Below are 12892 nucleotides of genomic sequence, written 5' to 3'. Positions count from 1 at the left end.
CGCTTGCGGGCGGAGTCAGGCGCCCTGGACCTCTTCGGCGGCGCGGCGCTGGCGGTCGACGACCTTCGCCAGCTTCGCGATGCCGGGCTCGATGTGCTCCGGCCGGATCGACGTGAAGCCCACGCGCAGGAAATTGCGGGGCGCGTCCGCGCCGTTCATGAAGAAGACGTCGCCCGGTTCGACGACCACGCCTTCGGCCAGCGCGGCCTGGGACAACGCGACGGCGTTCAGCCAGGGCGGCCCCTGCAGCCAGCACGAGGACGAGCCGGTGATGGGGATGGCCCTGAAGTCGGGCAGGTGCCGCGCCAGCGCCTGCGCGAGCTCATTGCCGCGCTTTTGGTAGGCCTGCGACTGGCGGCGCAGCAGCGAATGATGATGCCCCAGCGAGATGAACAGCGAGAAGGCGCGCTGTATGTAGGCCGAAGGATGGCGCAGCATCAGCCGGCGCAGCGCGCGCAGTTCGCCCGTGAGCTCGCGCGGCGCGACGATGTAGCCGATGCGCAAGCCGGGCGCGAAGGACTTGGCCAGGCTGCCCACGTAGATCACGCGGCCGTCCCGGTCCAGGCTTTTCAGCGCGGGAATCGCGCCTTCGCCCCAGCGGCTTTCGCTTTCGAAGTCGTCCTCGATGATCAGGGCGTCGGCCTGGCGGGCCAGCGCCAGCAGGCCGACGCGGCGCTCCATCGACAGGGTGACGGTGGTGGGGCACTGGTGGCCCGGCGTGACGAACACGTAGTCGCAGCCCAGCAGGTGAGTGCCGGTGCGCAGCCCTTGCTCGTCCACCGGCAGCGGCAGCAGGTGGCGGGTATGGCTGGCGAAGATGTTGCGGGCGTCGGGGTAGCCGGGGTCTTCCATGCCGACCACGGTGTCGTCGTTGACCAGCAGGTCGGCCAGCAGGTAGAGCGCGTGCTGCGCGCCGACGGTGATGACGATTTCCTCGGCGTCCGCCCAGACGCCGCGGCGCGGCAGGACCTGGGTGCGGATCTGCTCGATCAGGGCCGGGTCGTCATGGGTGATGAGGTCGGGCGCCCAGCTGCGGATGTCCAGCACCGACAGCGCCTTGATGCAGCATTCGCGCCATTCGGCCGTGGGAAACAGGTCCTGGTCGAACTGTCCGTAGACAAAGGGGTAGGGCTGCTTCTGCCAATCTTGCGGCTTGATGATGTTGCGTTGCCGCGAAGGGCGAAAGCGCAGCCGTTCGTCCCAGCGCACCCCGGGCGCGCCGGTCTCGCAGTGGGCGGCGGCGTCGGCCGCCGGGCCCGAATGGCCTTGCATGACCGTATCGCTGACGAAGTGGCCGCTGCGTTCGCGCGACACCAGATACCCTTCGCTGACCAGCTGCTGGTAGGCGAACACGACGGTGTTGCGGGCGATCTGGAGCTGGTCGGCCAGATAGCGGCTGGAGGGCACCGGCATGCCGGGCGGCAGGTGGCCGCTGAGGATGGCGGACACCAGCATCTGGCGCACGCGTCCCTGGAGGCTGAGGTTGGGCGCGCTCTCCCTTTCGAACAGGCGCTCCCACAACACAGGCTTGAGCATCGAGGCCTGGCTGGACATGACGGCTCCTTGTGACGGCGGAGCGGGCGGACGCGGCGCGCAGCGCGCCGGCGGCGCCCGTTCCGGGTTCCGTCACTCAGAATAGAGGAGCCGGATGGGGGACGAAATGAGGGATTGCCCTGTCCGGTGTCAGACGCGGCCTTTCCACGGGATAGCGAACCGCTCCAGGTAGCGCACGAGCAGGTCGAAGGCGAAGGCGAACACGCCGATCACGATGATGCCCATGATGACCGTGTCGCTGGCCAGGAACTGGGCGGCGTTCAGCACCATGAAGCCCAGGCCCCGGTCGGCCGCCACCATTTCGGCGGCCACCAGCGTGGTCCAGCCCACGCCGATGCCGATGCGCATGCCGGTGAAGATCTCCGGCATGGCCGCCTTCAGGATGACGTGCCAGACGACCTGCCTGGGCGTGCCGCCCATGGCGTAGGCGGCGTGGATCTGTTCGATGGACACCGAGCGCACGCCGGCGCGCGCGGCGATCGCCATGGGCGCGAAGATGGCCAGGTAGATCAGCAGGATCTTCGGGAATTCGCCGATGCCGAACCAGATGATGATGAGCGGCAGGTAGGCCAGCGGCGGCAGCGGGCGATAGAACTCGATGGGCGGGTCGAAGATGCCGCGGGCGTAGCGGTTCACGCCCATCAGGATGCCCACCGGAATGGCCGTGGCGCAGGCCAGGAAGAAGGCGCCGAACACGCGCGACAGGCTGGCCAGCGCATGCTCGGTGAGCGTCGAGTTGGCCACGCCCTCGGTCATGGCGAAGACGAACTTCTCGTACACGGCGATGGGCGAGGGCAGGAACAGCGGCCGCACCCAGCCGGCGCTGGTGACCAGGAACCACAGCGCGATCAGCGCCACGCTGGTGAGCAGGCTGATGTGGCCGCTGTAGCCCGCGCCCGGCGCGCCGTAAACCGTGCCGGGCACGGCCGGCTTGTGGCCCGAACGGCTCCTAGGCATGGACGGCCTGCGGGGAGGCGGCAAGTTCGTCGCCGTAGATGATGCCAAGGACTTGCTCGCGCATGGCGATGAAGTCGGGACTGGATTTGATGCCACGGCCATCGCGGGTCTCCAGGTAGCGCCGGTTGAACGCCGGCTCGAAGGTGTGCGTGATCCGGCCCGGGCGCGGCGACATGACGATCAGCCGCGAGCCCAGGAAGAGCGCTTCTTCCACGCTGTGGGTAATGAAGAAGAACATCTTGTTGGTCTGCCGCCAGATGTCCAGCAGCAGTTCCTGGATGGTCTCCCGGGTCAGCGCGTCCAGCGCGGCCATGGGCTCGTCCATCAGCAGCATGGCGGGGTCGCAGGTCAGCGCGCGCGCGATGCCCACGCGCTGCTGCATGCCGCCGGACAGCTGGTAGATCATGTGGCGGTGGAAGTCCTGCAGGCCCACCAGCTCCAGGTTGCGGCGGGCCCGGGCGCGGCGGGTTTCCCGGTCCACGCCCTGCAGCTTCAGGCCGAACTCCGTGTTCTCCAGCACGTTCAGCCAGGGCAGCAGCGCGTGCTTCTGGAACACGACGCCGCGGTCGGCGCCGGGCCCCACGATGGGCTTGCCGCCCAGCGTGATCTCGCCCTCGGTGGGCGACAGGAACCCGGCCAGCAGGCTGAGCAAGGTGGTCTTGCCGCAGCCCGAGGCGCCCAGCGCGACGACGAATTCGCCGGGCTGGATGGTCAGGTTGACGTCGTGCAGCGCAATCACGGGGCCGCTGTCGTGCAGGCCGGGGTAGGTGACGCTGACGTTCTCCGCGCACAGACGCTGCGCGGCGGGCGTGGACGATGTGCTCATGCCGGCTCCCTGCGGCGGCGCTACTTGGCCGCCGCCTTCGCGTACTGGTCCGTGACGTTGGGGCTGTAGTCGTCCAGCGCCCGGTCGATCTGCTTCTGGTCCTTCAGGAATTTGGCGCTGGCCGCGAAGGCGCGCGCCGCGCCCGAATCCTTGCCGCCGCCCAGCCACACGTTCGATGCCTGTTCCTGGGCCGTCGGGAACACCAGCAGGCCGAGCGCCTCGACAATGTCGTCGGGCTTGCCGCCGATGAGCTTGACGATGCCCTTGACCTGCGGCGAGTCCGCCGTCCATTTGGCGCTGTTGGCGCGGTAGTCGGCGTAGGACTTGGCCAGCACGCCGGTGAAGGCGGCCATGAACTTGGGGTTCTTTTCTGCCCAGGCGCGGTCCACGACGAGTCCGTCGAAGGTGGGCACGCTGGCGGCGCCGATCTGTTCGGAGTCGGCGATGATCTTGCCCGTCTTGGCGATCTCGGTCAGCGCGGGCGGCCAGACATAGGCGGCGTCGATGTCGCCGCGCTGCCAGGCGGCCACGATCTGCGGAGGCTGCATGTTCAGGATGCGCACGTCGCGATTCACCTTCCAGACCTGTTCCAGCCCGACCAGCAGGTGGAAGTGGGCGGTGGACACGAACGGCGTGGCGATGCGCTTGCCCTTCAGGTCGGCGGTGCTGTTGATGCCCGAGCCGTTGCGCGCCACCAGCGCCTCGGATTTGCCGATGTTGTCCAGGATCCAGAACAGCTGCATGTTGACGCCGCGGGTGGCGGCCGAGGTGATGCCCGTGGACCCCAGGACGCCGACCGGCACGCTGCCCGAGGCCAGCGCGGTGGAGATGTCGCCGCCCGAGGTGAACTGGCGCCAGTCCACCTGGTATCCGGCCTCTTTCAGGGCGGCGTCGAAACTGCCGTCCGCGATGGCGGACAGGAACGGCCCGACGATGAGCTGGTAGCCCACCACGAGTTTGGTCTGCGCGTAGGCGGGCGCCGCCAACAGCGCGGCGGCCAGGCCGGCCAGGGTGCAGCGGCGGATCAGGCGGTATATCGCGTTCATGGTGATCTCCGAGAGGGGACGGCCGCGCCCCGGCGCGACCGGCTTGCTGGGTCCAGTTTGCCCGGATGGGACCAGAACGCTAGGGCCAGATGCCGGGATCAGTAGGAGCCAAAAGCGGCCGGGCCCGCCGGCCGCGCCGGCGATGCCCCATCAGGCATCGTCGTCGCAGCGGGCGGGCCCGCGATATGCGCCAAAAGGAGGGCGGCGTATCCCGCTAGCGGATGAGGCTCAGGAATTCTGCCCGGGTGGACGGGTTGTCGTGGAACTCGCCCAGCATGACGGACGTGACCATGGACGAATTCTGCTTTTCGACACCGCGCATCATCATGCACATGTGCTGCGCCTCGATGACGACGGCCACGCCGGCCGCGCCGGTGACGCTCTGGACGGCTTCGGCCACCTGGCGGCTGAGGTTCTCCTGGATCTGCAGGCGGCGGGCGTACATTTCCACGATCCGGGCCACCTTGGACAGGCCCAGGACGCGCCCGGCCGGCAGGTAGGCCACGTGCGCCTTGCCGATGAAGGGCAGCATGTGATGCTCGCACAGCGAGTACAGCTCGATGTTCTTGACCAGGACGATCTCGCGCGTGTCGGACGTGAAGAGCGCGCCGTTGACGATTTCTTCCAGGTTCTGCCCGTAGCCGCGGCACAGGTGGCGCATGGCCTTGGCCGCGCGCGCCGGCGTGTCGGCCAGGCCTTCGCGGGACGGGTCTTCCCCTAGTGCTTCGAGAATGGCGGTGTAGTGCTTTTCCAATGACATGGGGGGACTCCTGGGGCTGCGCGCGCGTGTGGCGTGTCGTGGTGCATTAGTGACGCAAGTCTACCGCAGCGCGCAAGAGGGGGACGGACGCCGGCCTCAGACCCCGCGGTTTTCGACGGCGTACTTGATGAGTTCCGCCTGGCCGTCGATGCCCAGCTTGCGCTTGATGTTCAGTCGATGGGTTTCGACCGTGCGCACGGACAGCCCCAGCGCCTGGGCGATCTGCTTGTTGGCGTGGCCGCCGGCGATGTGGCGCAGCACGTCGCGTTCGCGCTGGGTAAGCAGCGTGGACAGCGCGCTGGCCTGCGACAGCCGGACCGCCGCCGCCGCGCTGAAATAGCTGCGGCCCGCCATGACGGCGTCGATGGCGGTGATGATTTCCTGGGCGGGCTCGTCCTTCAGCAGATAGCCGCGCGCGCCCGCCTTGACGGCCTGCACCATGTATTCGGGATTGTCGTGCATGGACAGCACCAGCACGGCGATCTGGGGATAGCGCTCGTGCAGCTGGGCGGTCAGCTCCAGCCCGCCCACTCCGGGCATGTTCAGGTCGGTCAGCGCCAGGTGGGGCAGGGTGCCGCCCTGCGGGTCCTCGGCCAGGCAGGCGGCCAGGAAGGAGAGGGCGGCGGCGGCGTTGCCGGCTTCGCCCACCACGCGCAGCTGCGGCACGGTTTCCAGGCGCAGGCGCAGCCCGTCGCGCACCAGCGGGTGATCGTCGATCAGCAGGAGTCGGATGGCGTCGGGCTTGTCGGTCATGCTTGGGAAGTCGCGGGTGGAGCGCCGGCGGCCGGCAGGGGCAGCCAGGCCTGCAAGGTCGTGCCTTGGGCGGTGGAATGGAAGGTCAGGCTGCCGGCCAGCGCGCTCATGCGTTCGCGCATGTTGCGCAGGCCGATGCCGCGGCGCGGGTCCTGCTGCACCTCGACATAGTCGAAGCCGCGGCCGTCGTCGGCGATGGTCAGGCGCAGGTCGCGCCCGGAATAGGCCAGCGTCAGGTCGGCGCGCGTGGCGCCGGCGTGGCGCAGGACGTTGGTCAGGGCTTCCTGGGTGACGCGGAACAGCGCGGTGGCGTAGGCCTCGGGCAGCTTCACCGGCCGTCCGCTGGTGCGCAGGCGCACGGCCAGCGGCGGCGCGCCGTCTTCGCTGGGGATGGCGAACTCCCGCCCCAGGTGCTCCAGCGCGGCGGGCAAGCCCAGGTCGTCCAGCAGCGTGGGGCGCAGGTTGTGCGAGATTCGCCGCACTTCGCCCACGGCCGTGTTCAGGCGGTCCAGCGCGCCGCCCAGCGGCGTGTCGATGTGCGCCAGCGCGCGCGGGTCGGCCGGCTGCGACTGGCGCAGCCGCTCGCGCGCAGCCTCCAGCGACAGCTTGATGGACACCAGCACCTGGCTGATGCCGTCGTGCAGCTCGCGCGACAGCCGGGCGCGCTCGTCTTCCTGCGAGCGCACCAGTTGCTGGGCCATCAGGCGCAGCTTGGCGTCGGACTGGCGGTGGTCGCTGATATTGAGGGCCAGGCCGCAGGCGGCCACGCCCAGTATGGAGACCGCGGCAATGCCCGCCACCCACGCGAACATGTCGCGGATATTGGCTTGCGCGGCGGCGTCGATGCGCACCAGCGCCTGCTCCACGTCGTCCAGGTAGATGCCGGTGCCCAGCATCCAGCCCCAGCGTTCCAGCACCACCACATAGCCGAGCTTCTCGACGGTCTGGTGCGTGGACGGTTTTTCCCACAGGTAATGCACCACCTCGCCCTGCTGGCCGCCGCGCCGGGCGGCCGTCAGCAGGTTCTGGATGACGGCCTGGCCCTGGGTGTCGCGCAGGTTCCAGAGGTCCTGGCCGACCAGTTCCGGCTGCCGGGGATGCATCAGGTTCTTGCCGTGCAGGTCATAGACGAAGAAGTAGCCGTCGTGGCCGAACTCCATCTGCGCCAGCAGGTCCAGCGCGCGCTGGCGGGTGGCCTCGTCGTCGCCCGCGGCCTGCAGCGGGGCGATGGCGCTGTAGGCCAGGTTCACGTAGTGGCGCAGCTCGCCTTCCTTGCTGGCCAGCCAGGCGCTTTCCACGACCTGCTTTTCGCGCTGGGCGAGCTGCAGGCCCTGCACGTAGACGGCGACCGTGATGGCGGCGACGGCCACCAGCAGGGGGACCGCCGCGAGCAGCAGGATTTTGAGGCGAAGCTTCATAAACGATTTGTATCGGCGCGGGCCGGAATTGCTGCGGCGCATTAGAGGTGAGGCGCCGGAAGGAAATAGCGGAATTTCCGCTGGATTTTACGATTTCCATGGAATTTTGCTGCGCTGCATAACGTAGTAACACGTAGCCGGCTTGCGTAGTTCCGCGCTTGTTGCCTCTGGGGCAAACCGAAATACTACGCCCGCGTCGACAGGACGCAGCGCGGACGCGTGCGTCCGCCACCCCACAACAATGAGTCTGCCTTCCGCGGGACGAAAAAAGCGTTTCACGCCAAGAGCATGGCGGGAGGCAAGAGGAGCACTTATGCATACCAGCAGTAAGGGACTGGGTCAGCACCTGGTCTGGCTGGCGGTTGCGGTACTGGGCGCGTTTGCGCTGGGCACCGTGGCGCTGGCCAGAGGGGAGACCATCAATGCGCTATGGGTGGTGATTGCCGCCGTCTGCGTGTACTTGATCGCATACCGCTATTACAGCCGCTTCATCGCGCGCAAGGTCTTCCAGCTGGACCCGACGCGCATGACGCCGGCCTGGAAGTACAACGACGGCCTGGACTACGTGCCCACCAACAAGCACGTGCTGTTCGGCCACCACTTCGCCGCGATTGCCGGCGCGGGCCCCCTGGTGGGTCCGGTGCTGGCCGCGCAGATGGGCTATCTGCCGGGCATGCTGTGGATCCTGGCCGGCGTGGTGTTCGCCGGCGCGGTGCAGGACTTCACGATCCTCTTCATCTCGACGCGCCGCGACGGCCGTTCGCTGGGCGACCTGGTCAAGTCCGAGCTGGGCAAGATCCCGGGCGTGATCGCGCTGTTCGGCGCCTTCATGATCATGGTGATCATCCTGGCCGTGCTGGCGCTGATCGTGGTCAAGGCGCTGACGCATTCGCCGTGGGGCACCTTCACGGTGGCCGCGACCATTCCCATCGCGCTGTTCATGGGCGTGTACCTGCGCTACATCCGCCCGGGCAAGATCGGCGAGGTCTCCATCATCGGCTTCGTGGGCCTGATGGCCGCCATCACGTTTGGCCAGGACGTGGCCGCGCATCCGGTCATCGGCCCGATGTTCGACTTCGACGGCAAGGGCCTGACCTGGATCCTGATCATCTACGGCTTCATTGCGTCGGTGCTGCCCGTGTGGCTGCTGCTGGCCCCGCGCGACTACCTGTCGACCTTCCTGAAGATCGGCACGATCGTCGGCCTGGCGATCGGCATCGTGGTGGTGGCGCCCGAGCTGAAGATGCCCGCGCTGACGCAGTTCGTCGACGGCACCGGTCCGGTGTGGTCGGGCAATCTGTTCCCGTTCCTGTTCATCACGATCGCCTGCGGCGCGGTGTCGGGCTTCCACGCCCTCATTTCGTCGGGCACGACGCCCAAGCTGATCGAAAACGAAACCCAGGCCCGCTATATCGGCTACGGCGGCATGCTGATGGAATCGTTCGTGGCCATCATGGCGCTGGTGGCGGCTTGCGTGATCGAGCCGGGCATCTATTACGCCATGAACAGCCCGGCGGCCGTGATCGGCACGACGCCGGAGCAGGTGGCGCAGGTGGTGTCGAGCTGGGGCTTCGTGATCAGCCCGGCTGACCTGGTCCAGACGGCCAAGGACGTGGGCGAGAGCACCATCATTTCGCGCGCGGGCGGCGCGCCGACGCTGGCCGTCGGCATGGCGCACATCCTGCACCAGGTGATGGGCGGGCCGGGCATGATGGCCTTCTGGTATCACTTTGCGATTCTGTTCGAGGCGCTGTTCATCCTGACGGCGGTGGACGCGGGCACGCGCGCGGGCCGCTTCATGCTGCAGGATCTGCTGGGCACGTTCGCGCCGTCGCTCAAGCGCACGGACTCGCTTCCGGCCAACCTGATCGCGACCGGGCTGTGCGTGGCGGCGTGGGGCTACTTCCTGTATCAGGGCGTGGTGGATCCGCTGGGCGGCATCAATACCCTGTGGCCGCTGTTCGGGATCGCCAACCAGATGCTGGCCGCGATTGCGCTGACGCTGGGCACGGTGGTGCTGTTCAAGATGAAGCGCGACCGCTATGCGTGGGTGACGATCCTGCCGACGGTGTGGCTGCTGGCGTGCACGCTGACGGCGGGTTGGCAGAAGCTGTTCCATGCGGATCCGCGGGTGAGCTTCCTGGCGCATGCGGACAAGTACAACGCGGCGATCGCCGAGGGCAAGGTGCTGGCGCCGGCGAAGTCGCTGGGCGAGATGTCGCGGGTGGTGCTGAACGACTACATCAATGCCGGGCTGTGCGCGATCTTCATGTTCGTGGTGGTGAGCATCGTGGTGTTCGGGTTCCGTTCGGTGCAGCGCGCGCGGGATGAGAACAAGCCGACGGCGCGCGAGACGCCTTACGAGATGCTGCCGGCGGCGGCGGGTGCGGATTGATCGTTTTCCGGGAGACGCTGCATGTTGTTCAGTAACGTGAGTTCGGTGGCCGGCGCGGCTGGCCGTTATCTGGGGCAGACGCTCCGGTTGATGGTCGGGGTGCCGGATTACGAGACGTATGTGGAGCACATGCGGCGTACGCATCCTGATCAGGAGCCGATGAGCTATGAGGATTTCTTTCGGGAGCGGCAGGAGGCGCGCTACGGGGGGAAGAAGCGGATCGGTTGCTGCTGAGTTTTTTTGAGAGGCCTTGCATGTCGCAGGGCCTTTTTTTTGGTTGTTTTTCTTGGGGCGGAGCGGGTGCTTTAGGCGTACGGGCGCCGCTGGGGCGAGTGGGGTGCTTGGCGTTTTGGCGGCGGTCCGGGATGGGGAGGAAGAGTTTGCGGGGGCGCCATGGACCTGCCGCCCTCAGCGGCGGGTCCATGGCATTTGGGTGGGGGGCGGAGGGTGTTGGGTTGCCGATAAATCACGTTTGTGATGTTGCTTTCTTCTTACGTGATTTGCTGGTTTGGTTGTGCGATTTTCTTTCGCAGCTTTTCCGAATACAGCACCAGCGGAATCGCGCCCACGGCGCACAGCGCCATCGCCAGGAAGCCGCCGGGGGCGAAGCTGCGGTAGAGCGCGCCGCCTGCCTGGATGCTGGCGAACATGAAGACGCCGCCGGAGAGCAGGGCGTAGAGGGCGATGGCGGAGGTTTTGCAGGCGGCCGGGACGTGGCGGGCGATGTACCACATGATGGCGGCGTTGTTGCCGGCCAGGGTGAAGCACTGCAGCAGCTGCAGGGTGGCGATCAGGGCGGGGTCGGTGGTGGCGGACAGGCCGGCCCAGCGGATGGCGGTCATGATGGCGGAGGTCAGGATCAGCCATTGGGCGCCGGTGCGGGCGAGGATGCGGGGGGCCAGGAAAAAGAACAGGACCTCGCTGCCGACGCCGACGACCCAGAGCAGGGAGATCAGCGCGGTGGACAGGCCGCTGGCGGTCCAGTAGAGCGTGGAGTAGGAGTACAGGAAGCCGTTGCTGGCCTGGAGCAGCGAAGCGGCGGCGATGCACATGAGCAGCGGGCGGTCGCGCAGGACTTCGCGCATGGGCAGGCGCACGCGTTCGGCGGGCGCTTCGCCGGCGGCGGGGCGGGCGGCCTGGGGCAGCAGGCGCACGCAGGCCAGGCAGGCGATGATCAGCAGGATCGACAGCCACATGACCCAGTCGGTGTCGAAGGTCTTGATGAGGTAGCCGCCCGCGACGGTGACGGCGGCGAAGCCCAGCGAGCCGCAGGCGCGCATGATGGTGTAGGAATTGCCCTGGCCGCGGCCGCTGGCGATGGCCATGCGGTCCATGAGCGGCAGCACGGCGGGGAAGACGGCGTTCAGGAGCAGGGTGATGGCGAGCAGCCAGGCTGGCGTCCGGCTGAACGGGTAGCAGATGAACAGCAGCAGGGAGGCGGCCAGCGCGCAGGCGATCAGGGCGTGGGCGCGGCCGGTCTGGTCGGCGACGTGGGCGACGACCGGGGTGGACAGGATCTTGGGCAGGAAAGAGGTGGCGACGATCAGCCCGATCAAGGCGGGGTCCAGGCCGCGGCTGGCGAACCACAGAGGCAGGAAGGGGATGCTGACGCCTTGCAAGCCGTAATACAGGAAGTAAAACCCGTGCAACGCGATGGCGCCTTGCCTGGCGTCGGGATTGCCGCGCATGGTGATTGTGGACCTGGCTGATTTGACGCGGCGTAGCATACTCCTTTGGCAGGCGCGGCCCATTGGCAAAGCGCGCGCCCGGATTTACCCTAGGTGTCGCGGCCCGATTGCGTTCGCGCCGCGCATGCGTTTTCCGATTCATTCCCAGGAGCTGCGATTCATGGCCAAGAAACTGAATGAGAAGACCACCAAGACGTTGAAGGAACGGCGCAAGGCGCCGCTGGCAACGCCTACCGACCTGGCGGCCGCCGCCACGCGGGACATCTCCGCGGCGCTGAACCAGATACTGGCCGACGTGTTCGCGCTGTATCTGAAGACCAAGAATTTCCATTGGCACGTGAGCGGCCCGCACTTTCGCGATTACCACCTGCTGCTCGACGAGCAGGGCGACCAGCTGTTCGCCATGACGGACCCCATCGCGGAACGCATCCGCAAGATCGGCGGCATGACGCTGCGGTCGATCGGGCATATCTCGCGGTCGCAGCGCATTTCCGACAACGACGCCGACTACGTGCAGCCGCTGGATATGCTGGCCGAGCTGCGCGAGGACAACAAGGTGCTGGCCGCGTCGCTGCGCGAAGCCCACAACGTGACGGACGAACACCGCGATATCGCCAGCTCCAGCCTGATCGAGAACTGGATCGACGAGACCGAACGCCGCACCTGGTTCCTGTTCGAGGCCAGCCGCCAGGGCGATTCGACCGGCCACTAGGCATATGGACGATGCCGGTCATTGCGTACCGGTATCCCCGCAGCGGAATCGCCTTCCATCTTTTGCGGGTAGTCCAGGTTTCTGTTATTTCTGTCTTGACAGAAATAACAGAAACCTCCTACAGTGGCCCCATGAAACTGACTCCGATCGCCGAACGATTCATCCTGCACTGGGGCGAAATGGGCTCGCGCTGGGGCGTGAACCGCACGGTCGCCCAGATCCACGCGCTGCTTTACCTGCTTGGCCGCCCCGTTCCCGCTGAAGAAATCGCCGATACCCTGGGTGTCGCGCGCTCGAATGTCAGCAACAGCCTCAAGGAATTGCAGGCCTGGCGCCTGGCCCGGGTGGTGCACGTCATGGAAGACCGGCGCGATCACTTCGAAACCTCGACCGATATCTGGGAGCTGTTCAAGCTGATCGTCGAAGGCCGCCGGCAACGCGAGATCGACCCCACGCTGACCATGCTGCGCGACAGCCTGGCCAGTCCGGAAATCGAAAACGAAAGCCGCGCCACCGAACAGCGGGTGCGCGAGACGTTGGAATTCCTGGAAATCCTGACCACCTGGTCCGACGAGATGCTGCGCATGAAGCCCGAGACGCTGATGAAGACGCTGGGCATGGGCGCGAAGCTCAGCAAGACCATGCGGCGCACCAAGCCTTGATTCCCGAGGGCGGGCCGAAAGCCGCGCCTTTTTTTTGATCATTAGTTTCTGTCTGTACAGAAATTGCAGAAATAAAAGAACCGGAGAACCCTCATGAGCGGCTTACCTATCGAGGCAACGG

Annotated in this window: 12 protein-coding genes; 4 read left to right on the top strand and 8 right to left on the bottom strand. The window is 67.0% G+C overall.

What is annotated here, in order from left to right; all coding sequences use genetic code 11:
- Positions 1-15: 15 nt before the first annotated feature.
- The 7 genes from ACFWP0_RS24615 to ACFWP0_RS24585 form a co-directional block, all read right to left on the bottom strand.
- The gene (locus tag ACFWP0_RS24615; protein ID WP_377846573.1) at positions 16-1554 is read right to left on the bottom strand and encodes a PLP-dependent aminotransferase family protein; all 1539 of its coding nucleotides are present in this window, start codon (positions 1552-1554) and stop codon (positions 16-18) included.
- Between the two features lie 129 nt (positions 1555-1683).
- The gene (locus tag ACFWP0_RS24610) at positions 1684-2511 is read right to left on the bottom strand and encodes an ABC transporter permease subunit (RefSeq protein WP_377846571.1); all 828 of its coding nucleotides are present in this window, start codon (positions 2509-2511) and stop codon (positions 1684-1686) included.
- Complete coding sequence (locus tag ACFWP0_RS24605; RefSeq protein WP_377846570.1) at positions 2504-3337, bottom strand: taurine ABC transporter ATP-binding protein; 834 nt, start codon at positions 3335-3337, stop codon at positions 2504-2506. The genes ACFWP0_RS24610 and ACFWP0_RS24605 overlap by 8 nt, the downstream gene beginning before the upstream one ends.
- A gap of 20 nt (positions 3338-3357) precedes the next feature.
- Positions 3358-4383 (bottom strand): taurine ABC transporter substrate-binding protein, encoded by a 1026-nt coding sequence (gene tauA / locus ACFWP0_RS24600; RefSeq protein WP_377846568.1) that lies wholly within the window; start codon positions 4381-4383, stop codon positions 3358-3360.
- A 214-nt stretch (positions 4384-4597) separates the two neighbouring features.
- On the bottom strand, positions 4598-5143 hold the full coding sequence (gene folE / locus ACFWP0_RS24595) for a GTP cyclohydrolase I FolE (RefSeq protein ID WP_377846566.1): 546 nt from the start codon (positions 5141-5143) through the stop codon (positions 4598-4600).
- A 96-nt stretch (positions 5144-5239) separates the two neighbouring features.
- On the bottom strand, positions 5240-5896 hold the full coding sequence (locus ACFWP0_RS24590) for a response regulator (protein ID WP_377846564.1): 657 nt from the start codon (positions 5894-5896) through the stop codon (positions 5240-5242).
- Positions 5893-7314 carry a cache domain-containing protein gene (locus tag ACFWP0_RS24585; protein WP_377846562.1) on the bottom strand — a complete coding sequence of 474 codons (1422 nt, stop codon included), beginning with the start codon at positions 7312-7314 and terminating at the stop codon, positions 5893-5895. Before ACFWP0_RS24585 ends, ACFWP0_RS24590 begins: the two co-directional genes overlap by 4 nt.
- A gap of 313 nt (positions 7315-7627) precedes the next feature.
- On the opposite strand from ACFWP0_RS24585, the gene ACFWP0_RS24580 reads away from it, so the two are divergent.
- Together ACFWP0_RS24580 and ACFWP0_RS24575 are read left to right on the top strand one after the other, a co-directional pair.
- A complete protein-coding gene (locus tag ACFWP0_RS24580) occupies positions 7628-9709 on the top strand; it encodes a carbon starvation CstA family protein (protein WP_377846560.1) in 2082 nt (693 codons plus the stop codon).
- 21 nt (positions 9710-9730) lie between these two features.
- Positions 9731-9943 (top strand): YbdD/YjiX family protein, encoded by a 213-nt coding sequence (locus ACFWP0_RS24575; RefSeq protein ID WP_377846559.1) that lies wholly within the window; start codon positions 9731-9733, stop codon positions 9941-9943.
- Between the two features lie 257 nt (positions 9944-10200).
- Here ACFWP0_RS24575 and ACFWP0_RS24570 read toward each other — a convergent pair whose 3' ends face one another.
- Entirely contained in the window at positions 10201-11397 is a 1197-nt protein-coding gene (locus tag ACFWP0_RS24570) for an MFS transporter (RefSeq protein WP_377846557.1), read from the bottom strand.
- 160 nt (positions 11398-11557) lie between these two features.
- Here ACFWP0_RS24570 and ACFWP0_RS24565 point away from each other — a divergent pair, with 160 nt between their 5' ends.
- A complete protein-coding gene (locus ACFWP0_RS24565) occupies positions 11558-12109 on the top strand; it encodes a Dps family protein (RefSeq protein ID WP_377846555.1) in 552 nt (183 codons plus the stop codon).
- A 131-nt stretch (positions 12110-12240) separates the two neighbouring features.
- Positions 12241-12771 carry a GbsR/MarR family transcriptional regulator gene (locus ACFWP0_RS24560; RefSeq protein WP_377846553.1) on the top strand — a complete coding sequence of 177 codons (531 nt, stop codon included), beginning with the start codon at positions 12241-12243 and terminating at the stop codon, positions 12769-12771.
- Positions 12772-12892: the final 121 nt, after the last annotated feature.

Source organism: Achromobacter sp. NPDC058515 (assembly GCF_042721735.1).
Classification (GTDB): Bacteria; Pseudomonadota; Gammaproteobacteria; order Burkholderiales; family Burkholderiaceae_B; genus Achromobacter.
This window is presented reverse-complemented; position numbering and strand designations above follow the sequence as displayed.

Coding starts and splice junctions, on each gene's coding strand:
- ACFWP0_RS24570 (WP_377846557.1), bottom strand. CDS start 11,397: ATGCGCGGCAATCCCGACGCCAGGCAAGGCGCCATCGCGTTGCACGGG.
- ACFWP0_RS24580 (WP_377846560.1), top strand. CDS start 7,628: ATGCATACCAGCAGTAAGGGACTGGGTCAGCACCTGGTCTGGCTGGCG.
- ACFWP0_RS24615 (WP_377846573.1), bottom strand. CDS start 1,554: ATGTCCAGCCAGGCCTCGATGCTCAAGCCTGTGTTGTGGGAGCGCCTG.
- folE (WP_377846566.1), bottom strand. CDS start 5,143: ATGTCATTGGAAAAGCACTACACCGCCATTCTCGAAGCACTAGGGGAA.
- ACFWP0_RS24565 (WP_377846555.1), top strand. CDS start 11,558: ATGGCCAAGAAACTGAATGAGAAGACCACCAAGACGTTGAAGGAACGG.
- ACFWP0_RS24605 (WP_377846570.1), bottom strand. CDS start 3,337: ATGAGCACATCGTCCACGCCCGCCGCGCAGCGTCTGTGCGCGGAGAAC.
- ACFWP0_RS24560 (WP_377846553.1), top strand. CDS start 12,241: ATGAAACTGACTCCGATCGCCGAACGATTCATCCTGCACTGGGGCGAA.
- ACFWP0_RS24610 (WP_377846571.1), bottom strand. CDS start 2,511: ATGCCTAGGAGCCGTTCGGGCCACAAGCCGGCCGTGCCCGGCACGGTT.
- ACFWP0_RS24575 (WP_377846559.1), top strand. CDS start 9,731: ATGTTGTTCAGTAACGTGAGTTCGGTGGCCGGCGCGGCTGGCCGTTAT.
- ACFWP0_RS24585 (WP_377846562.1), bottom strand. CDS start 7,314: ATGAAGCTTCGCCTCAAAATCCTGCTGCTCGCGGCGGTCCCCCTGCTG.
- ACFWP0_RS24590 (WP_377846564.1), bottom strand. CDS start 5,896: ATGACCGACAAGCCCGACGCCATCCGACTCCTGCTGATCGACGATCAC.
- tauA (WP_377846568.1), bottom strand. CDS start 4,383: ATGAACGCGATATACCGCCTGATCCGCCGCTGCACCCTGGCCGGCCTG.